At 57.2% G+C, this 20,026-nt stretch carries 19 protein-coding genes; 11 read left to right on the top strand and 8 right to left on the bottom strand.

The window, feature by feature from the left end:
• Positions 1-2: 2 nt before the first annotated feature.
• The 3 genes from OGX80_RS15575 to mltB all read right to left on the bottom strand — a co-directional run bounded on the left by OGX80_RS15575 (position 3) and on the right by mltB (position 2,919).
• Positions 3-863, bottom strand: coding sequence for a metal ABC transporter permease (locus OGX80_RS15575; RefSeq protein WP_012134809.1), 861 nt, complete (start codon positions 861-863; stop codon positions 3-5).
• Positions 860-1,513, bottom strand: a complete 654-nt coding sequence (locus OGX80_RS15570) for a metal ABC transporter ATP-binding protein (RefSeq protein ID WP_071257943.1) — start codon at positions 1,511-1,513, stop codon at positions 860-862. Before OGX80_RS15570 ends, OGX80_RS15575 begins: the two co-directional genes overlap by 4 nt.
• A 305-nt stretch (positions 1,514-1,818) precedes the next feature.
• A complete protein-coding gene (gene mltB / locus OGX80_RS15565) occupies positions 1,819-2,919 on the bottom strand; it encodes a lytic murein transglycosylase B (protein ID WP_104868275.1) in 1,101 nt (366 codons plus the stop codon).
• 255 nt (positions 2,920-3,174) lie between these two features.
• Here mltB and srlA point away from each other — a divergent pair, with 255 nt between their 5' ends.
• From srlA to gutQ, 7 genes are all read left to right on the top strand, one after another.
• Positions 3,175-3,738 (top strand): PTS glucitol/sorbitol transporter subunit IIC, encoded by a 564-nt coding sequence (gene srlA, locus OGX80_RS15560; protein ID WP_012134812.1) that lies wholly within the window; start codon positions 3,175-3,177, stop codon positions 3,736-3,738.
• Positions 3,735-4,706 (top strand): PTS glucitol/sorbitol transporter subunit IIB, encoded by a 972-nt coding sequence (gene srlE, locus OGX80_RS15555; protein WP_012134813.1) that lies wholly within the window; start codon positions 3,735-3,737, stop codon positions 4,704-4,706. The genes srlA and srlE overlap by 4 nt, the downstream gene beginning before the upstream one ends.
• A gap of 11 nt (positions 4,707-4,717) precedes the next feature.
• Positions 4,718-5,080, top strand: a complete 363-nt coding sequence (gene srlB / locus OGX80_RS15550; RefSeq protein ID WP_071257941.1) for a PTS glucitol/sorbitol transporter subunit IIA — start codon at positions 4,718-4,720, stop codon at positions 5,078-5,080.
• Between the two features lie 18 nt (positions 5,081-5,098).
• Positions 5,099-5,878: a sorbitol-6-phosphate dehydrogenase gene (gene srlD / locus OGX80_RS15545; RefSeq protein WP_115181237.1), complete on the top strand. Its 780-nt coding sequence runs from the start codon at positions 5,099-5,101 to the stop codon at positions 5,876-5,878.
• A 101-nt stretch (positions 5,879-5,979) separates the two neighbouring features.
• Positions 5,980-6,339: a transcriptional regulator GutM gene (gutM, locus tag OGX80_RS15540; RefSeq protein ID WP_012134816.1), complete on the top strand. Its 360-nt coding sequence runs from the start codon at positions 5,980-5,982 to the stop codon at positions 6,337-6,339.
• A gap of 73 nt (positions 6,340-6,412) precedes the next feature.
• On the top strand, positions 6,413-7,186 hold the full coding sequence (srlR, locus tag OGX80_RS15535) for a glucitol operon DNA-binding transcriptional repressor SrlR (RefSeq protein ID WP_012134817.1): 774 nt from the start codon (positions 6,413-6,415) through the stop codon (positions 7,184-7,186).
• Positions 7,179-8,144 carry an arabinose-5-phosphate isomerase GutQ gene (gene gutQ / locus OGX80_RS15530; RefSeq protein WP_012134818.1) on the top strand — a complete coding sequence of 322 codons (966 nt, stop codon included), beginning with the start codon at positions 7,179-7,181 and terminating at the stop codon, positions 8,142-8,144. The genes srlR and gutQ overlap by 8 nt, the downstream gene beginning before the upstream one ends.
• Here the strand turns inward: gutQ and norR are convergent.
• Positions 8,141-9,661: a nitric oxide reductase transcriptional regulator NorR gene (gene norR, locus OGX80_RS15525; protein ID WP_115181236.1), complete on the bottom strand. Its 1,521-nt coding sequence runs from the start codon at positions 9,659-9,661 to the stop codon at positions 8,141-8,143. The genes gutQ and norR overlap by 4 nt on opposite strands.
• Positions 9,662-9,847: 186 nt before the next feature.
• On the opposite strand from norR, the gene norV reads away from it, so the two are divergent.
• Entirely contained in the window at positions 9,848-11,293 is a 1,446-nt protein-coding gene (norV, locus tag OGX80_RS15520; RefSeq protein WP_286471319.1) for an anaerobic nitric oxide reductase flavorubredoxin, read from the top strand.
• On the top strand, positions 11,290-12,423 hold the full coding sequence (gene norW / locus OGX80_RS15515) for an NADH:flavorubredoxin reductase NorW (protein WP_071257938.1): 1,134 nt from the start codon (positions 11,290-11,292) through the stop codon (positions 12,421-12,423). The genes norV and norW overlap by 4 nt, the downstream gene beginning before the upstream one ends.
• 2 nt (positions 12,424-12,425) lie before the next feature.
• Here the strand turns inward: norW and OGX80_RS15510 are convergent, their stop codons facing one another.
• From OGX80_RS15510 to OGX80_RS15495, 4 genes are all read right to left on the bottom strand, one after another.
• On the bottom strand, positions 12,426-12,650 hold the full coding sequence (locus tag OGX80_RS15510; protein ID WP_142757141.1) for a hypothetical protein: 225 nt from the start codon (positions 12,648-12,650) through the stop codon (positions 12,426-12,428).
• 30 nt (positions 12,651-12,680) lie between these two features.
• Complete coding sequence (hypF, locus tag OGX80_RS15505) at positions 12,681-14,921, bottom strand: carbamoyltransferase HypF (protein ID WP_115181235.1); 2,241 nt, start codon at positions 14,919-14,921, stop codon at positions 12,681-12,683.
• Positions 14,922-15,065: 144 nt separating this feature from the next.
• The gene (gene hydN, locus OGX80_RS15500) at positions 15,066-15,611 is read right to left on the bottom strand and encodes an electron transport protein HydN (protein WP_024130889.1); all 546 of its coding nucleotides are present in this window, start codon (positions 15,609-15,611) and stop codon (positions 15,066-15,068) included.
• Positions 15,612-15,765: 154 nt separating this feature from the next.
• On the bottom strand, positions 15,766-16,779 hold the full coding sequence (locus OGX80_RS15495; protein WP_115181234.1) for a LacI family DNA-binding transcriptional regulator: 1,014 nt from the start codon (positions 16,777-16,779) through the stop codon (positions 15,766-15,768).
• A 264-nt stretch (positions 16,780-17,043) separates the two neighbouring features.
• Between OGX80_RS15495 and ascF the strand changes: the two genes are divergently transcribed.
• Complete coding sequence (ascF, locus tag OGX80_RS15490; protein WP_047461688.1) at positions 17,044-18,498, top strand: PTS cellobiose/arbutin/salicin transporter subunit IIBC; 1,455 nt, start codon at positions 17,044-17,046, stop codon at positions 18,496-18,498.
• A gap of 22 nt (positions 18,499-18,520) precedes the next feature.
• The gene (locus tag OGX80_RS15485) at positions 18,521-19,945 is read left to right on the top strand and encodes a 6-phospho-beta-glucosidase (protein ID WP_115181233.1); all 1,425 of its coding nucleotides are present in this window, start codon (positions 18,521-18,523) and stop codon (positions 19,943-19,945) included.
• Positions 19,946-20,026 lie beyond the last annotated feature (81 nt).

Genomic DNA, 20,026 nt, shown 5'->3' with positions numbered 1-20,026 from the left:
CATTAAAAAAGCGCGCGCAGACTGTCAGCCAGCCTGCTGCGCGTGCCGAATAAAATGGAAATAAAGAACAGCGCGCTGGCGGTCAGCACAATCGACGGCCCGGCGGGTAAACTCACCGCCCAGGAAAGGCTTAGCCCCAGCCATGCACAGACGACGCCGCTGCCGCCGGCAAGCAATAACAGCCCCGGTAACGTGCGCGCCCAGCAGCGGGCCGCAACGGCAGGAAGCATCATCAGCCCTACCGCCATCAGCGTGCCGAGTACCTGAAAGCCAGCCACCAGATTCAACACCAGCAACGAGAGAAACAGCCCGTGCAGCAGCGAAGGCAGCCAGCGCGCGTTAACCTGCAACCATGCGGTATCAAACGCTTCACTCACCAGACCACGATAGAAAATCGCCAGCATGATCAATGTGAATGCGCATACCCCCGCCACGAACAGCGCGGAATCGCGATCGACCGCCAGAATGGAACCAAACAGAAGATGCAGCAGATCGACATTTGACCCGCGCAGCGACACCAGCGTAACCCCCAGCGCCAGCGATCCCAGGTAGAACCCGGCGAAGCTGGCGTCTTCTTTTAGCGGCGTACGGCGACTCACCATTCCCGCCACCAGCGCTACCGTAATCCCGGCGATAAACCCGCCGATGCTCATTGCCAGCAATGACATTCCACTGAGCAGATAGCCCACCGCCACGCCGGGCAGAACCGCATGCGACAGCGCGTCTCCCATCAGGCTCATACGTCGCAGCAGTAAAAAGACGCCAAGCGCCGTCGTGCTGACCGAAAGCGCCAGACAGACCACCAGCGCCCGCCGCATAAAGCCGTATTCAATAAACGGCTGAAAGAAGATATGCCAGATCATGCCACTCTCACCCGCTCGGTCATCCAGTGAGACACGTCCGTATCCAGCCGTAACGTCTGCGGAAAATAACGCGCCACCCGTTCGCTGTCGTGCAGCACCGCCAGCACCGTTTGCCCTCGCTGATACATCTCCAGCATCAGCCCCATCAGTACGTTGCAGGTCTCCTCATCCACGCCGGTAAAGGGTTCATCCAGCATGACCAGCGGCGCTTCCTGCACCAGCACACGGGCAAACAGCATGCGTTGAAACTGACCGCCAGAGAGTTCATCAATGGTCATCGTCGCCATTGCCTCCAGCCCCACGCGCTCAATAGCGTGGGCGACACGCAGACGGGTTTTGCGTTGAAATCCCCCCAGCAGGGAAATAGCAGGCCAGCACCCCATGCTCACCACGTCCTGAACGGTAAGCGGAAACTGCGTCTCCAGCGCGTGACGTTGCGCCAGCCAGCCAATTACCGGGCGGCGTCCGCGCCAGCGAAATGCGCCGCTCACCGGAGGAAGAAAACCGGCCAGCGTTTTCAGCAGCGTTGATTTGCCGCAGCCGTTAGCGCCGATAATCGCCGTCATGCTGCCGCGTTCCAGCGTGCCGGTCAGCGGCGACGTGACCGGCTGTCGCTCGTAACCGGCCACCAGTTGATTCAGGATAATCATGGCAATGCCACCGCCCAGCGCACGGCCAGTCCGATAAACAAAACAAGCGCGATAGCCATCAGCAGGCGAGTCAGAGCCGAAAGAGAGAAGAGTGAAGCAGACATATTCGCACCACAACAAAATGTTATAACATAACAATAATGAAATACGATGCGGATGTAAATTGCCAGGAAAAAAGGGAGTGTGGCGAAATGTTTCAGACGTGAAATAGCGCAGCAGCGCCGCTGCACGCTCCCCTTTCTCTCAGGGAAAAGGGAGCGTAATCCAGACCGGGTAAGCGTAGCCCCCCGGAAAACACACCGCGGCTACTGACTAAACGGCGACGCCGCAGGTACACGCGCCAGCGCGACGGCCTGACCAAGCTGCCAGACCGCCATCGCATAGTGAGTGCTGTGGTTATAGCGCGTGATGGCATAGAAGTTCGGCAACCCGTACCAGTACTGATAGCCCGTACCCACATCCAGACGCAGCAGGCTGGCCTGCTGATGATTGCCCAGCGACTGCTGCGGCGTCAGCCCGGCGGCCGCAAGCTGAGAAATGCTGTACTGGGTTTTAAAGCCGTTCGCCAGCCCTGGCGCCTGACCGTTGGCCGGAACGGCGACCACATCGCCTTTCACCCAACCGTGGGCTTTGAAATAGTTCGCCACGCTGCCGATGGCATCAACCGGGTCCCACAGGTTGATGTGCCCATCGCCGTTAAAGTCCACCGCGTACTGCTTATAGGACGACGGCATAAACTGTCCGTACCCCATCGCACCGGCAAAAGACCCTTTCAGATCCAGCGGGTCGTCCTGTTCATCACGCGCCATCAGCAGGAACGTTTCCAGCTCGCCGGAGAAATACTCCGCCCGACGCGGATAGTTAAACGACAGCGTCGCCAGCGCATCCAGAATTCGCGTTTTACCCATGATGCGGCCCCAGCGGGTTTCCACGCCAATAATGCCGACGATAATCTCCGGCGGGACGCCATAAACCTGCCATGCACGGTTCAACGCATCCTCATATTGATTCCAGAACGCCACGCCGTTTTGCACATTGTCCGGGGTAATAAACTGCTTGCGATAGCGCAACCATGCGCCATTCGGCCCCGCTGGCGGTTGCGTGGTCGGCGCCTGTCTGTCCATCAGTCGCAGAACGTAGTCCAGGCGCTTCGCCTGCGACAGGATCTCCTGCAACTGCTGGCGATTAAAACCGTGCTTGTTCACCATCTTCTCAATGAACTGCTGCGCGTTCGGATTATTGGCGAAATCACCGCCCATCACCATGACATTGTGCTGTGGCTCAAGCAGGAAACCGCCGGACGGCGCTCCCGTTGTCGTTTGAATTTCTGAAGACTGTGGTTTGCTGCTACAGGCAGCAAGCAACGCAAAGAGAGGAAGTAGTGCTACATAACGACGCTTGAACATGAGACATCCATTAAACAGATTCAGCCAGGGGGAAGTATGGTAAAGCATCCCGCTTCGCACAAGGAAGCGCTCTTCACAGAATACGCACTATTCTCCCGTAACATCCCTGTTTTTTTTCTCCGCAACAAACGCAAACTTTCACTTTAAAATATTTATCTTTCATTTTGAGATCAAAATAACACTTTTAAATCTTTCGATCTGATTAAAATAACTCACCAATTGGCAAGATAACAACAAACCCTACAGGAGAGAACAATGATCGAAACCATTACACATGGTGCGGAGTGGTTTATCGGGCTGTTCCAGAAAGGCGGAGAGGTGTTCACCAGTATGGTGACCGGCATCCTTCCGCTTTTGATAAGCCTGCTGGTCATCATGAATGCCTTAATAAACTTCATTGGCCAGCAGCGTATTGAACGTTTTGCCCAGCGCTGCGCCGGGAACCCGTTATCCCGTTACCTGCTGCTGCCGTGCATCGGTACGTTTGTGTTTTGTAACCCGATGACGCTGAGTCTGGGCCGCTTTATGCCAGAAAAATACAAGCCCAGTTACTACGCGGCGGCCTCCTACAGCTGCCACTCGATGAACGGACTGTTCCCACACATCAACCCCGGCGAGCTGTTTGTTTACCTGGGCATCGCCAGCGGCCTGACGACACTCGGCCTCCCGCTTGGCCCGCTCGCCGTCAGCTATCTGCTGGTCGGTCTGGTCACCAACTTCTTCCGTGGCTGGGTGACTGACCTCACCACATCCATCTTTGAGAAAAAAATGGGCATTCAACTTGAGCAGAAAGTCCACCTGGCTGGAGCAACATCATGACGCGTATTCGTATTGAGAAAGGCACCGGCGGCTGGGGCGGCCCGCTTGAACTGGATGCAACCCCCGGAAAGAAAATCGTCTACATCACCGCCGGGACGCGTCCGGGGATTGTCGACAAACTGGCGCAACTAACAGGCTGGCAGGCGGTGGATGGCTTTAAAGAGGGCGAACCGCCTGAGGAAGAGATCGGCGCGGCGATCATCGACTGCGGCGGCACGCTGCGCTGCGGGATTTATCCGAAGCGGCGCATTCCAACCATCAACATCCACTCTACCGGGAAGTCGGGGCCGCTGGCGCAATACATCATGGAAGATATTTACGTCTCCGGGGTGAAAGAAGAGAACATCACGCTGAGCGGCGAGGCGCCTGCAAACGCGCAGCCTGTCGCCTCGCCTGCGGGCCGCGATTACGACGCCAGCAAAAAAATCACCGAACAGAGCGATGGCCTGCTGGCGAAAGTCGGTATGGGGATGGGCTCAGCGGTAGCGGTGCTGTTCCAGTCCGGGCGCGACACCATCGATACGGTGCTGAAAACCATTCTGCCGTTTATGGCGTTCGTCTCGGCGCTGATCGGCATCATTATGGCCTCCGGTCTCGGCGACTGGATCGCTCACGGCCTGGCGCCGCTTGCCAGCCATCCGCTGGGGCTGGTCACGCTGGCGCTCATCTGTTCATTCCCGCTGCTGTCGCCTTTCCTCGGCCCTGGCGCGGTGATCGCCCAGGTTATCGGGGTGCTGATTGGCGTGCAGATTGGTCTGGGTAATATCCCTCCCCATCTGGCGCTGCCCGCGCTGTTCGCGATTAACGCTCAGGCCGCGTGCGACTTTATTCCGGTCGGTTTATCGCTGGCGGAGGCCCGTCAGGACACCGTTCGCGTCGGCGTGCCTTCCGTGCTGGTTAGCCGTTTCCTGACCGGCGCGCCTACCGTTCTCATCGCCTGGTTTGTTTCCGGCTTTATTTATCAATAAGAGGTTCAGAGATGACCGTGATTTACCAGACCACCATCACCCGTATCGGCGAGAGCGCGCCGGACGCGCTCTGCGACAGGATGCTGATTACCTTTCGTGAAGGCGCGCCTGCGGATATCGAAGCGTTTTGCTTTATCCACTGCCACGGCGAGCTGAACGGCACGCTGCAACCCGGCGCACAGTTTCATCTGGGTGAGCATCGCTATCCGGTGACTGCTGTGGGCAGCGTGGCCGAGCAGAATCTGCGTGAACTGGGGCATATCACCCTGCGCTTCGACGGGCTGAACGAGGCGGAATTTCCCGGCACCGTACACGTTGCGGGGCCAGTACCGGACGACATCGCGCCGGGCTGTATTTTGAAGTTTGTGGCTTAAAGGTTTAAGGAGAGAAAAATGAATCAGGTTGCCGTTGTCATTGGTGGAGGCCAGACCCTGGGGGCCTTCCTCTGCCGTGGGCTTGCAGAGGCTGGTTATCGCGTCGCCGTTGTGGATATTCAGAGTGATAAAGCCGCAAATGTGGCGCAGGAGATTAACGCCGCGCTTGGCGAAGGCATGGCGTACGGTTTTGGCGCCGATGCCACCAGCGAGCAGAGCGTTCTGGCGCTCTCTCGCGGAGTCGATGAAATTTTTGGCCGGGTTGATCTGCTGGTCTACAGCGCGGGCATCGCCAAAGCGGCGTTTATCAGCGATTTTCAACTCGGCGATTTCGACCGCTCGCTACAGGTGAATCTGGTGGGGTATTTCCTCTGCGCTCGCGAATTCTCCCGCCTGATGATCCGCGACGGCATTCAGGGACGTATTATCCAGATCAACTCCAAGTCCGGGAAAGTGGGCAGTAAACACAACTCCGGCTATAGCGCGGCGAAGTTCGGCGGCGTGGGCTTAACCCAGTCGCTGGCGCTGGATCTGGCAGAATACGGCATTACCGTGCATTCGCTGATGCTTGGCAACCTGCTGAAATCACCGATGTTCCAGTCGCTGCTGCCGCAATACGCCGCCAAGCTTGGCATCAAGCCGGACGAAGTGGAGCAGTATTACATTGACAAAGTTCCGTTAAAACGCGGCTGTGATTATCAGGACGTACTGGACATGCTGCTGTTTTACGCCAGCGCGAAGGCGTCGTACTGCACCGGACAGTCCATCAATGTGACCGGCGGTCAGGTGATGTTTTAAGAGGTATGATTGCCCGGTGGCGCTGCGCTTACCGGGCCTACGAATATTATGTAGGCCGGATAAGGCGCAGCCGCCATCCGGCAAAATCAAAGGAGCGCATTATGGTTTCCGCACTGATCACCGTCGCCGTTATCGCCTGGTGTGCGCAACTGGCGCTGGGCGGCTGGCAAATCTCCCGCTTTAACCGGGCGTTTGACAAACTTTGCCAACGAGGGCGAGTGGGCGTCGGGCGCTCCGGCGGACGCTTTAAACCGCGAGTGGTGGTCGCCATCGCTCTGGATGACCAGCAGCGCGTCACGGATACCTTATTCATGAAAGGTCTCACCGTCTTTGCCCGACCGGTTAAAATTCCCGCAATACAGGGCAAACATCTTGATGAATTACAGCCTGATGTGATCTTTCCCCATGATTCGCTCTCACAGAATGCACTATCATTAGCGCTTAAACTGAAACATGGGTAATTTCGTTGTGAATGCTAATTGCTTGCGAAATTATCATTTCACAACTTATACATCAGTCAGGGTAATTACGCCTATGAAACCACGTCAGCGTCAGGCTGCTATTCTGGAGCATCTGCAAAAGCAGGGAAAATGCTCGGTTGAGGAGTTGGCCCAGTACTTTGACACCACGGGCACCACCATTCGCAAAGACCTGGTCATTCTGGAAAATGCCGGAACCGTTATTCGCACGTATGGCGGCGTGGTGTTGAATAAAGATGAATCCGACCCGCCTATCGATCACAAAACGCTGATCAACACCCATAAAAAGGCGTTGATCGCACAAGCGGCCGTTCAGTTTATCCACGATGGCGACTCCATCATCCTTGATGCCGGAAGCACCGTGTTGCAGATGGTGCCGATGCTTACCCGCTTTAGCAATATCACCGTCATGACCAACAGCCTGCACATTGTTAACGCCCTTTCGGAGCTGGACAACGAGCAGACCATCCTGATGCCCGGCGGCACATTCCGCAAAAAATCTGCGTCATTTCACGGTCAGCTGGCAGAAAACGCCTTTGAGCAGTTCAGTTTTGATAAACTGTTCATGGGCACCGACGGCATCGATCTCAATGCCGGAGTGACCACCTTTAATGAGGTCTATACCGTCAGCAAAGCGATGTGCAATGCCGCGCGCGAAGTGATTCTGATGGCGGACTCCTCAAAATTTGGGCGTAAAAGCCCCAACGTTGTGTGCAGTCTGGAAAGCGTCGACAAACTGGTTACCGACGCGGGTATCGACCCCGCGTTTCGTCAGGCGCTGGAAGCAAAAGGGATTGAAGTGATCATAACCGGAGAAACCAATGAGTGATGCATTACTGAACGCGGGTCGCCAGACATTACTGCTGGAGTTACAGGAAGCAAGCCGTCTGCCGGAACGCCTGGGCGATGATTTTGTCCGTGCCGCCAATACTATCCTCCACTGCGAAGGCAAAGTGATTGTCTCCGGTATTGGCAAGTCAGGCCATATCGGCAAAAAAATCGCCGCGACTCTCGCCAGTACAGGAACGCCCGCGTTCTTTGTCCACCCGGCAGAAGCGTTACATGGCGATCTCGGCATGATCGAAAGCCGGGACGTGATGCTGTTCATCTCCTATTCCGGCGGTGCGAAAGAGCTGGATCTCATTATTCCGCGCCTGGAAGATAAATCGATAACCCTGCTGGCGATGACCGGAAAGCCAACCTCCCCGCTGGGTCTGGCGGCAAAGGCTGTGCTGGATATCTCCGTTGAGCGTGAAGCCTGCCCGATGCACCTGGCGCCGACCTCCAGCACCGTCAACACCCTGATGATGGGCGACGCGCTGGCTATGGCGGTGATGCAGGCGCGCGGTTTCAATGAAGAGGATTTCGCCCGTTCACACCCTGCCGGGGCGCTGGGCGCGCGTCTGCTCAACAAAGTCCATCACCTGATGCGCCGTGACGATGCGGTGCCGCAGGTTCAGCTCACCACCAGCGTGATGGACGCCATGCTGGAGCTGAGCCGTACCGGATTAGGTCTGGTTGCGGTATGCGACGCGCAGCGCGTTGTGAAAGGCGTCTTTACCGACGGCGACCTGCGCCGCTGGCTGGTTGGCGGCGGCACGCTGGCTACGCCGGTCAGCGAAGCGATGACCCACAACGGCATTACGTTGCAGGAGCAGAGCCGCGCCATCGATGCCAAAGAACTTCTGATGAAGCGCAAGATCACCGCCGCGCCGGTGGTGGATGAAAACGGTAAACTCACCGGCGCAATCAACCTGCAAGACTTCTACCAGGCAGGCATCATCTAACTTTTCAGCCCCAGACGCTTCGCCAGCCGATGCAGGTTGGCGACGTCTGTCTCCAGCGCTCGCGCGCAGGCGGCCCAGTTGTGGTTATTTTGCGCCAGCGCACGGCGAATCATCTCCCGCTGGAAAGCCTCGGTCGCGTCGCGCAAATTGTGATTTGCCGGTAGCGTCGGCGTACTGTCGTCAGGCAGAACGGGAGAAACCTCCTCCTGTAAGGCAAAATGCTGCGCTTCCAGCACCACCTCATCCCCCGCCCGGGTCGCTCTTGCCAGAACCACCGCACGGTGGATCGCATGTTCCAGCTCGCGAACGTTCCCCGGCCAGCCATAGCTCAGCAGGTGGCTACGCGCCCCCGGACTCAGCACCACGCGGGAAAGCCCCAGCCGCAGGCGGCACTGTTCGCAAAAATACCCGGCCAGCAAGACCACATCCTCACCACGCTCACGCAGCGGCGGCACGGAGAGCGGGAACACGCTCAAACGGTGGAACAGGTCGGCGCGAAAACGCCCGGCCAGCACCTCTTCGCGTAAGTCGCGGTTAGTCGCCGCCAGCACGCGCACGTCAACGCGCAGGCTGCGATCGTCCCCGACGCGTTGAATATCGCCATACTGCAAAACGCGCAGCAGTTTCGCCTGCAACGCCAGCGACAGCTCGCCAATCTCATCAAGAAACAGCGTGCCGTTATCGGCCATTTCGAACTTACCGCTACGGTTGCTGATTGCCCCGGTAAACGCCCCTTTGACGTGACCGAAAAGCTCGCTCTCCGCCACGCTTTCCGGCAGCGCGGCGCAGTTCAGATACACCAGCGGGTTCACCGCCCGTGGCGAGCCTTCGTGAATCGCTTTCGCCACCAGCTCTTTCCCGGTTCCCGTTTCGCCGCTGATCAGCACGTTGAGATCCGACCCCGCCACAATCTCAATCTCTTTTTTCAACTGCATCATATTTGGCGACAGGCCGATCATCTGCGTTTCTTTCACCTGTTCGAAAGAGGCGGAAGACCCCGGCAACATATTCTGGCTTTCTAATTGCTCAATAAGCAGCGCATTGCTCAGCGCCCCCGCCGCCAGCGCTGCGATGAGCCGCAGTTCTTCATCGCTGAAAACATCAAACTGATCGGGTTCCATGCCGTCAAGCGTAAGTGCGCCAATCAGGGTTTGCCCGGCGAACAGCGGCAGCCCGATACAGGCGTGTACCTTCAGGCTCTCCTGATCCGGGATCAGCCCGTCATACGGGTCCGGCAGGTCGCTGTCGGCCGGAAAACGCACCACATCCCCGGCACGGGCAATGGCTTCCAGTCGCGGGTGCCCTTCCAGAGTGAAGCGCCTGCCCAGTACATCCTGCGCCAGACCGTCGATCGCCAGCGGAATAAACTGCCGCCCCTCATAGCGCAGCAGCGCCGACGCATCGCACTCCAGCACCTGACGCAGCGTGGTGATCAGGCGCTGAAAGCGGTCCTGATGCCCGATACCACTTTGTAATTCAATGGCGATGCCCGCCAGGACATCAACTGAAAAGCTCATGGCTACCTCATTGTCATTTTGACAATTAATAGTGTCATATTGACAATTAATTGAATAGTCTTTTTGACTACCATTTTATGAGTATAAATCTTTTAATTATTTAAAATCAATCAGTTAAAAAGTTGGCACGCATCCTGCTATTAGCAATACATCTTTCTTAAAAAAACTGTATTTACTGAGGTTGCTATGTCTATTCTGGTTAAAAATAACATTCATTGGGTTGGCCAACGTGACTGGGAAGTTCGTGATTTTCACGGGACCGAATATAAAACGCTGCGCGGCAGCAGCTACAACAGCTATCTCATCCGTGAAGAAAAAAATGTTCTGATCGATACCGTAGACCATAAATTCAGCCGCGAATTCGTGCAAAACCTGCGTAGCGAAATCGACCTGGCCGACATTGATTACATCATTATTAACCATGCGGAAGAAGACCACGCGGGCGCGCTGACCGAACTGATGGCGCAAATCCCGGATACGCCGATCTACTGCACCGCAAACGCCATTGACTCCATTACCGGTCACCACCATCACCCGGAATGGAACTTTAACGTCGTAAAAACAGGCGACACGCTGGATATCGGCAACGGCAAGCAGCTGATTTTTGTTGAAACCCCGATGCTGCACTGGCCGGACAGCATGATGACCTACATGACGGGCGACGCGGTACTGTTCAGTAACGACGCCTTTGGTCAGCACTACTGTGACGAACGTCTGTTCAACGATGAAGTCGATCAGACCGAGCTGTTCGAGCAGTGCCAGCGTTACTACGCCAACATCCTGACGCCGTTCAGCCGTCTGGTTACGCCAAAAATCACCGAAATCCTCGGCTTCAACCTGCCGGTAGATATGATTGCCACCTCTCACGGCGTGGTATGGCGCGACAACCCAACCCAGATCGTTGAACTGTATCTGAAATGGGCGGCGGATTATCAGGAAGATCGCATCACCATTTTCTACGACACCATGTCCAACAACACCCGCATGATGGCCGACGCGATTGCGCAAGGCATCAACGAAGTTGACCCGAACGTGGCGGTGAAAATCTTTAACGTCGCACGCAGCGATAAAAACGAAATTCTGACCAACGTGTTCCGCTCCAAAGGCGTGCTGGTCGGTACTTCTACGATGAACAACGTGATGATGCCGAAAATCGCCGGTCTCGTTGAAGAGATGACTGGCCTGCGCTTTCGTAACAAACGCGCCAGCGCCTTCGGTTCCCACGGCTGGAGCGGCGGCGCGGTAGACCGTCTGTCCACCCGTCTGCAAGATGCCGGTTTCGAGATGTCACTGAGTCTGAAAGCGAAATGGCGTCCTGATATTGATGCCCTGGAACTTTGCCGCCAGCACGGCCGTGATATTGCCCGTCAGTGGGCGCTCGCTCCGCTGCCGGAAACGAATGTGAAAGCGACAACCCAGGAAGAAGAGTGCGCCTGTGCCGCCGCTGCGGCTGACCTCGGCCCAAGCATGCAGTGCAGCGTGTGCCAGTGGATTTACGACCCTGCAAAAGGTGAGCCGTTGCAGGATGTCGCGCCGGGTACGCCGTGGAGCGACGTACCGGATAACTTCCTGTGCCCGGAATGTTCATTAGGTAAAGACGTCTTTGATGTGTTGGCAACGGAGGCAAAATGAGCCGGGGAATTGTCATTATTGGTTCGGGCTTCGCCGCCCGCCAGTTAGTCAAAAACATCCGTAAACAGGACGCGACCGTAGCGCTGACCCTGATTGCCGCTGACAGTATGGACGAGTACAACAAACCCGACCTCAGTCACGTCATCAGCCAGGCGCAGCGCGCCGACGACCTCACCCGCCAGTCGGCGGGGGAGTTTGCCGAACAGTTTAATCTGCGTCTGTTCCCACACACCTGGATTACGGACATTGATGCCGACGCCCATGTGGTAAAAAGCCAGGACAAGCAATGGCAGTTCGACAAACTGGTACTGGCGACAGGGGCATCAGCCTTTGTTCCGCCGGTTGCCGGACGTGAGTTAATGCTCACACTGAATAGCCAACAGGAGTATCGCGCCTGTGAAACGCAACTGCGTGACGCACAGCGCGTACTGATCGTCGGCGGCGGTTTGATTGGTAGCGAACTGGCAATGGATTTCTGCCGTGCGGGTAAAGCCGTCACGCTGATTGACAATGCCGCCAGCATTCTGGCCTCGCTGATGCCGCCGGAAGTGAGCAGCCGTTTGCAGCATCGTCTGACCGATATGGGCGTACATCTGCTGCTGAAATCGCAGTTGCAGGGTCTGGAGAAAACCGCTACCGGTATTCGCGCCACGCTGGATCGCGATCGTCAGGTAGAGGTGGATGCGGTCATCGCCGCGACCGGCCTGCGCCCGGAAACCGCGCTGGCGCGCCGTGCCGGGTTGACCATCAACCGTGGCGTCTGCGTTGACAGCTATCTGCAAACCAGCCACCCGGATATTTATGCGCTGGGAGACTGCGCGGAAATTAACGGTCAGGTTCTGCCTTTCCTGCAACCGATTCAGTTAAGCGCCATGTATCTGGCGAAAAATCTGCTCGGCGGGAACGCGCCGCTGAAGCTGCCCGCCATGCTGGTGAAAATCAAAACGCCGGAATTGCCGTTACATCTTGCAGGCGAAACCCAGCGTTGCGACCTGAACTGGCACATTGCGGCGGAGTCCGAAGGGATGGTCGCCCGAGGCATGAATACCGAAGGTCAGCTTTGCGCCTTTGTGGTGAGCGAAGACCGCATGAAGGAGGCCTTTGCGCTGCTGAAAACGCTACCCGCGTAAGTTCATTGTGCCGGATGGCGGCTGGCCTGCAAATCATGACGCCGTAGGCCTGATAAGCGCAGCGCCATCAGGCAATGTTCGAACATCTTTGCCGGACGGCGGCGTAAACGCCTGATCCGGCCTACGGGAAGCGCCTGTTTGTACGTCGCCATCCGGCGATACTGCCACTGATTTATTAACCTCACGCACACGGAAGTGCGCTGCTGCTTGTCGGTATGCCCCGACACGTTTCGCCCCGCCAGTCCCGGGGCTTTTTTTTATTTTTGCGCCAGCTCGCGCGCTGCGGCGATCGCTCCCTGCCCTAACGACACTCCCCCATCCCCGGCCGGTAAACGCTGTGGGAACAGTAAGGTAAAATCAGCAAGACAGAACGCCAGACGCCTGCACAGCAAGCGGTTATGCAGCACACCGCCGCCGAATACCAGCGTGGTGATCCCGCGTGCGGTCGCTTCCTGGCGCAGCAGCGCGGCGAACCCATGCGCCAGCGCGTCGTGAAAGGCCCACGCCCGCTCCTCGGGAGCGGCCTGCCAGTTCAGCCACTGCCGCCAGAACGTGGCCAAATCCAGCTGGTTGTTTTTAACCGGCATCGTCACCGGATGTTCAACGCGATTGCATCGCGAAGCCAGCGCCTCCAGCGCACAGGCCGCTTCTCCTTCATAACTGAGTGTGTCAGGCGCGCAGCCTGATGCGGCGGCGACGGCATCGAACAGGCGTCCGCACGACGACGCCAGCGGGGCGTTGATTCCGCGCTCAATGGCCCGCGCCAGCACGTTCCACTGCTGTTGTTGCAGCGCAGCCGTTTCTGGATAGTCCCGCCAGTCAGGAACAAAGCGCAGACACTGCGCCAGCAGGTTGCGCCAGGGCTGCTTCGCGGCGAGATCGCCGCCCGCCAGCGCGACGGCGGGCAGGCCGCCAAGATGCTCGCATTCACGGTAATTAACGCGTAAACACTCCCCGCCCCACAGCGCGCCGCCCTCTCCCATACCGATGCCGTCGAGCGTCAGGGCAATCACATCGCCGCCGTTCAACGGCCAGCCGTGCTCGACCATGCATGCCGCCGCATGCGCATGGTGGTGCAATACCGTTTCGGTCGGAAGCGTCATCTCGCAGGCCCACTGACTGGAGACGTAGCCCGGATGCGCGTCGCAGACAACGCGTTGCGGCGTAAAATCGTAAATGTTCTGAATCAAACGCAGCGCGTCACGCCACTGCGTTTGAATGCCGTCATCGCTGAGATCCCCCAGATGCTGGCTTACCACCGCCTGCTCGCCGCGCACCAGACAGAAGGTATTTTTCAGATCGGCGCCCAGACAAAGCATCGGCGGCACATCACGAAATCCCGGCGGCAGCGCGATCGCATCCGGCACATAGCCCCGCGAACGGCGTAGCATTTCGCCGCTGTCACGCACGACCGAGTCATCCATTCGCTGCACGATATCGCGGTTGTGCAACAGAAAACCGTCGGCGATCGCCTTCAGGTCGTCCAGCGCCTGTTGGTTAGTGATGGCCGGCGGTTTACCGCTAAGGTTGCCGGAGGTCATCACCAGCGGACAATTCAGCGCCTGTAAAAGCAAATGCTGGAGCGGATTCGCGGGCAACATTACCCCCACTTCCGCCAGCCCCGGCGCGATCCCCTCGCACAGCGACGCGACATGCTGTTTATCCACCAGCACGATGGGGGCGGCCGGCGTAGTCAGCAGTCGGCGCGCCGCATCCGGCAAGCCTTCCGCATCCGGCAACATTACCGCCAGCGGTTTCGCAGGACGGTGTTTACGCGCCCGCAGCATCGCCACCGCCTCATCGTTTTGCGCATCGCAGGCCAGATGAAAGCCGCCAATACCTTTGATGGCGACAATGCCCCCCGCTTTTAACATCGCGACGGCAGCCTGTAGCGCGGCGTCTTTTTCCGCCCGTGCGCTGCCAGAACGCCACGCCAGATGCGGGCCGCAGGCCGGGCAGGCAACAGGTTGGGCGTGGAAACGGCGGTCGTATGGATCGCGATATTCCGTCGCACACTTCCTGCACAACGGAAACGATGCCATCACGGTAAACGGACGGTCGTAAGGCATCGCACGTATGATCGTAAAACGCGGGCCGCAGTGGGTGCAGTTGATAAAAGGGTAACGGTAGCGCCGCTCGCCGGGCGTATTCATTTCGGCAAGACAGGCCGGGCATGTGGCCGCATCGGGCACAATTTGCGTATTCATCGTTCCGCCCGCGCTATGGCGGATGGAGAAATCGGCAGGCAGTTGAGACCAGGCAAACGGCTCGCTCTCGACGCTGTCAATACGGGCCAGCGGCGGACAATGCTGATGTAACTGCACAATAAACTCCGCCGGATCTTCCTGTAAGCGCACAACCACACCGTCACCGTCGTTACACACATCGCCATGCAGTTGTAACCGCTGCGCCAGTTGCCAGACGTAGGGGCGAAATCCGACGCCCTGCACCTTGCCACGAATACGCAGCTGTACGCCGGAGTGGTTGTTTATTGTCATGAAGTCGTTCCCGCAGTCATCTATCCCGGTTTGCCTGATGGCGCTACGCTTATCAGGCAAACCGGGGATACGAACAGTAGGCCGGATAAGGCAAGACCGCCATCCGGCATGAATACCACTGTATTTTACGCGGTTTTTCAGGAATCAGAAAAGCAAAGACGCGGAGGAGTCCAGCGCCGCACGGCGACGTTTTTCCGCGCTCAGTTGTTCAAGTTTGTTGCGATCGACGCAAATCAGCGCGTGGGTCGGACAGGCCTCCATACAGGCAGGGCCGGCCTCGCGGTGGTGGCAAAGGTCGCATTTGTTGGCCTCCGCTTTTTCCGCCCGGACGTTCAGGCCCGCGCCGCTGTTGCGAATCACCGGACGCACAACCACTTCCATCGCGCCGTATGGGCAAGCGACCACGCAGGTTTTACAGCCAATGCAACGCTCCTGCATCACATGTACAAAACCTTTATCACGGCTGATGGCGCCGTTCGGGCAGACGTTGGCGCACGGCGCGTCTTCACACTGGCGGCACAGCGTCGCCGTGGAGACATTCACACCTTTGATCACATGGATGCGGGGTAAGAAAGTTTCAGGGGTCAGCGACGCGCAGTCCTGGTTTTCCTGATGGGACACCACACAGGCCACTTCACAGGTACGGCAACCAATGCATTTATTGGCGTCGGCAATGATGAAACGGTTCATCAAATTCTCCAGCAATGACAGATTATGTGCCGAAACATTCATAAATCGTGCCAGTTTTTAACTGATTGTTATTGCTTGATATTTGATGATGACGTTGTGACCAGGCACTGTCATCGTCACGAATGACGATGACAAATGACAATGTAAAGCGGGATCAGCGGGCAGGCAGCGGCGCTGCCGAATCGCGCAGGATCAGCGCACCGGTAAAGGTTTTTGGCGGCGTAAATTCACCGCCGTCCAGCATGAAGATAAGACGTCCAATCGTCTCCTGAATCATCTCCGTGACCGGAATTTTAACGCTGGAAAGCGCCGGGATGATATAGGGCGCCATCGCGATGTCGTCGAATCCGATGACCGAGGTCTGCGCAGGCACGCTCATGCCACGCTCGTGTAACTGTTTGATGGCGCCAATCGCCATATCGTCATTACTGGCTACCAGCGCGGTAAAACTCACCTTGCGCGCCAGAAGCGTATCCACCCCTTCAGCACCGCTGGCGGGCGTCCACTTTCCATTGACAATCAATTCGTTATTGATAGCGATGCCGTGTCGCGTCAATGCGTCTTTATACCCTGAGAGACGCTCCACGCCGGTAGGGGAATCCATCGAACCAGTGATAAACGCAATCTCGCGATGCCCCCCGGCGATCAACTGTTCCACCGCGTTAAAACTGGTCTGCTTCTGGTCGCAATAAACGCAGTGGCTGCTGTTTCTTCGCAGCCGACGGTTAAGCACCATAATGGGCTGGGCGTGTGAGTCGATAATGTCGTCAATCTCATCCACGCTGAGAAAACGGGGATAAATCATAATGGCGTCGCAGCGCAGATCGAGCAGATACTGAATCGCCTGACGCTCTTCTTCCGCGCTGTGTTTGCCGTCCGCGAGCAGAAGCTGACGCCCCTTATCCTCTGCCATCCGCGCCGTATGAAACAACAGTTCGCTAAAATAAACGCCGTGGTAAAGGGTGTTCGTCACCACCAGACCGAGGGTCTGCGTTTTCTTCGCCGCCAGACTGCGCGCTAACAAATTGGGTCGATAGCCGCTCTCTTCAATGGCCTGAAACACGCGGTCTTTGGTCTCCTGGCTGACGTAGCCGTTACCTGAAAGCACCCGGGAAACCGTCGCTTTCGACACCCCGGCGCGCTTCGCCACCTCCAGCATCGTCGTCATATTACTCATCCATTAGCACTCAATGACACGCAGTGTACTTCACCGTACCGTTGTTGTCCTTGATGGTAAATCACCGCCCAAAACAACAAGTGATCATTTTCACAATTATAAAAAATGATCGAATTGTGATCTTGTATCACTCAGTGAAACTATTCATGATTTTGTGGAACCGGTTTCCTATTTTGCGTTTCATTGCCCACGTTTTTTTCGCGAAAAGGCGTAAGACGATAAAACTACCCTATTGATAAAACAGGATAAAATCCGATGTCTAAGAATTATGCGGCACTGGCGCGCTCCGTGGTGACGGCGCTGGGCGGTGTGGATAACATCACCGCCGTGACACACTGCATGACGCGTCTGCGTTTCGTTCTCAAAGATGACGCTCAGGTCGACAGCGCGACGTTGAAAACCCTCAGCGGCGTTCTCGGCGTGGTTCGCAGCGACAACCAGTGTCAGGTAATTATCGGCAACACCGTTTCACAGGCGTATCGCGAAGTCGTTAGTCTGCTGCCGACCGATATGCAGCCCGCAGCGCCCGTCGGCAAACCTAAACTCACCTTTAAACGCATCGGCGCGGGAATACTTGACGCGCTGATCGGCACCATGTCCCCGCTGATCCCGGCGATTATCGGCGGATCGATGCTGAAACTGCTGGCCATGATCCTCGAAATGACGGGGCTGCTGGAAAAAGGCGCCTCCACGCTGACCATCCTGACGGTGATTGGCGACGGCGCGTTCTTCTTCCTGCCGCTGATGGTGGCGGCGTCAGCGGCAATCAAGTTCAAAACGAACATGTCGCTGGCGATTGCCATCGCAGGCGTGCTGGTTCACCCGAGTTTTATCGACCTGATGGCGAAAGCCGCCGAAGGTGAACACGTTGAATTTGCCCTGATCCCGGTGACGGCGGTGAAATACACCTACACGGTGATCCCGGCGCTGGTGATGACGTGGTGTCTTTCATACATCGAACGCTGGGTGGATCGCATTACCCCGGCCGTCACGAAAAACTTCCTGAAACCAATGCTGATCGTCCTGATCGCCGCCCCGCTCGCCATTGTTTTAATCGGCCCAATCGGGATCTGGATCGGTAGCGCCATCTCCGCGCTGGTTTACACCATTCACGGCTATCTGGGCTGGCTTTCCGTCGCCATCATGGGCGCGCTGTGGCCGCTGCTGGTCATGACCGGGATGCACCGCGTCTTTACCCCAACCATCATCCAGACCATTGCTGAAACCGGCAAAGAAGGCATGGTCATGCCGTCTGAAATTGGCGCTAACCTGTCGCTGGGCGGTTCCTCTCTGGCCGTCGCATGGAAAACCAAAAACCCGGAACTGCGCCAGACGGCGCTTGCCGCCGCCGCTTCCGCAATTATGGCGGGGATCTCCGAACCAGCGCTGTACGGCGTGGCGGTACGTCTGAAGCGTCCGCTGATTGCGAGCCTGATCAGCGGCTTTATCTGCGGCGCGGTGGCAGGTATGGCCGGGCTTGCCAGCCACTCGATGGCGGCGCCGGGCCTGTTTACCAGCGTCCAGTTCTTCGACCCGGCGAACCCGATGACCATCGCCTGGGTGTTTGGCGTGATGGCGCTGGCCGTGGTGCTCTCTTTTGTTCTGACGCTCCTCCTCGGCTTTGAAGATATCCCCGTGGAAGACGCAGCCGCACAGGCAAGAAAAAACCAGACCGCGCAACCGACTACTGCAAAAGAAGCCAGCATCTGACTGGCGCATATTGAGGATGACTATGTCTGTATTTCCGCAAGGATTTTTATGGGGCGGCGCACTGGCCGCCAACCAGTCTGAAGGGGCATACCGGGAAGGCGGCAAAGGGCTGAGCACCGTCGATATGATCCCGCACGGCGAGCACCGTATGCCGGTCAAACTGGGACTGGAGAAACGCTTTCAACTGCGGGATGACGAATTTTATCCTGGCCATGACGCGATTGATTTTTACCATCGCTATAAAGACGATATCGCCCTGATGGCGGAGATGGGCTTCACGGTGTTTCGCACCTCGATCGCCTGGAGCCGTCTCTACCCTGACGGCGATGAACTGACGCCGAACGAAGAAGGCATCGCGTTTTATCGCGCGGTGTTTGAAGAGTGTAAAAAGCACGGTATTGAGCCGCTGGTCACGCTGTGCCACTTCGATGTGCCGATGCACCTGGTGACGGAGTACGGCTCCTGGCGCAATCGCAAAATGGTGGAATTTTTCACCCGCTACGCGCGAACCTGCTTTGAAGCCTTTGACGGTCTGGTGAAATACTGGCTGACGTTCAACGAAATCAACATCATGCTGCACAGCCCATTCTCCGGCGCGGGCCTGGTGTTTGAGGAAGGTGAAAATCAGGATCAGGTGAAGTATCAGGCCGCGCATCACGAGCTGATTGCCAGCGCGCTGGCGACCCAAATCGCCCATGAGGTCAACCCGCAAAACCAGGTCGGCTGTATGCTGGCGGGCGGTAATTTTTATCCTTACTCCTGTAAACCGCAGGACGTCTGGACCGCGCTGGAGAAAGACCGCGAAAACTTGTTCTTTATTGATGTGCAGGCGCGCGGCGCTTACCCGGCCTATTCCGCCCGCGTTTTTCGCGAGAAAGGCGTGGTGATTGAAAAAGCCCCGGAAGACGACGCTATCCTGAAGAACACCGTCGATTTCGTCTCGTTTAGCTACTACGCGTCACGCTGCGCCTCAGCGGAGATGAACGCCAATAACACCAACGCCGCCAACGTGGTGAAATCGCTGCGCAATCCGCACCTTGACGTCAGCGAATGGGGCTGGGGGATTGACCCGCTTGGTCTGCGCATCACTATGAATATGATGTATGACCGCTACCAGAAGCCGCTGTTTCTGGTGGAAAACGGCCTCGGCGCGAAAGATGAGCCGGACGCGAAAGGTGAGATCCATGATGATTACCGCATCAGCTACCTGCGTGAGCATATTCGGGCGATGGCCGACGCCATTGAAGACGGCGTGCCGCTGATGGGTTACACCACCTGGGGCTGCATCGATCTGGTGTCCGCCTCGACAGGCGAAATGAGCAAACGCTACGGGTTTGTGTATGTCGACCGTGACGACGCTGGCAACGGCACGCTGGCGCGTACCCGCAAAAAATCATTCTGGTGGTACAAGAAAGTGATTGCGAGTAACGGGGAAGATCTGGCGTAGCCCGTTTTGCCGGGTGGCGGCTTCGCCTTACCCGGCCTACAAAAAACGCACCGTATGTAGGCCGGATAAGCGTTAGCGCCA

Source organism: Citrobacter sp. CK194 (assembly GCF_030333395.1).
Taxonomy (GTDB): domain Bacteria; phylum Pseudomonadota; class Gammaproteobacteria; order Enterobacterales; family Enterobacteriaceae; genus Citrobacter_B; species Citrobacter_B koseri.
The sequence above is the reverse complement of the archived record's forward strand: the minus strand, read 5'-3'. Positions and strand labels throughout refer to the sequence as shown.

Excerpts from the sequence above, each read along its gene's own strand:
- OGX80_RS15575 (WP_012134809.1), bottom strand. The coding sequence starts at position 863 with ATGATCTGGCATATCTTCTTTCAGCCGTTTATTGAATACGGCTTTATG.
- OGX80_RS15570 (WP_071257943.1), bottom strand. The coding sequence starts at position 1,513 with ATGATTATCCTGAATCAACTGGTGGCCGGTTACGAGCGACAGCCGGTC.
- mltB (WP_104868275.1), bottom strand. The coding sequence starts at position 2,919 with ATGTTCAAGCGTCGTTATGTAGCACTACTTCCTCTCTTTGCGTTGCTT.
- srlA (WP_012134812.1), top strand. The coding sequence starts at position 3,175 with ATGATCGAAACCATTACACATGGTGCGGAGTGGTTTATCGGGCTGTTC.
- srlE (WP_012134813.1), top strand. The coding sequence starts at position 3,735 with ATGACGCGTATTCGTATTGAGAAAGGCACCGGCGGCTGGGGCGGCCCG.
- srlB (WP_071257941.1), top strand. The coding sequence starts at position 4,718 with ATGACCGTGATTTACCAGACCACCATCACCCGTATCGGCGAGAGCGCG.
- srlD (WP_115181237.1), top strand. The coding sequence starts at position 5,099 with ATGAATCAGGTTGCCGTTGTCATTGGTGGAGGCCAGACCCTGGGGGCC.
- gutM (WP_012134816.1), top strand. The coding sequence starts at position 5,980 with ATGGTTTCCGCACTGATCACCGTCGCCGTTATCGCCTGGTGTGCGCAA.
- srlR (WP_012134817.1), top strand. The coding sequence starts at position 6,413 with ATGAAACCACGTCAGCGTCAGGCTGCTATTCTGGAGCATCTGCAAAAG.
- gutQ (WP_012134818.1), top strand. The coding sequence starts at position 7,179 with ATGAGTGATGCATTACTGAACGCGGGTCGCCAGACATTACTGCTGGAG.
- norR (WP_115181236.1), bottom strand. The coding sequence starts at position 9,661 with ATGAGCTTTTCAGTTGATGTCCTGGCGGGCATCGCCATTGAATTACAA.
- norV (WP_286471319.1), top strand. The coding sequence starts at position 9,848 with ATGTCTATTCTGGTTAAAAATAACATTCATTGGGTTGGCCAACGTGAC.
- norW (WP_071257938.1), top strand. The coding sequence starts at position 11,290 with ATGAGCCGGGGAATTGTCATTATTGGTTCGGGCTTCGCCGCCCGCCAG.
- hypF (WP_115181235.1), bottom strand. The coding sequence starts at position 14,921 with ATGACAATAAACAACCACTCCGGCGTACAGCTGCGTATTCGTGGCAAG.
- hydN (WP_024130889.1), bottom strand. The coding sequence starts at position 15,611 with ATGAACCGTTTCATCATTGCCGACGCCAATAAATGCATTGGTTGCCGT.
- OGX80_RS15495 (WP_115181234.1), bottom strand. The coding sequence starts at position 16,779 with ATGACGACGATGCTGGAGGTGGCGAAGCGCGCCGGGGTGTCGAAAGCG.
- ascF (WP_047461688.1), top strand. The coding sequence starts at position 17,044 with ATGTCTAAGAATTATGCGGCACTGGCGCGCTCCGTGGTGACGGCGCTG.
- OGX80_RS15485 (WP_115181233.1), top strand. The coding sequence starts at position 18,521 with ATGTCTGTATTTCCGCAAGGATTTTTATGGGGCGGCGCACTGGCCGCC.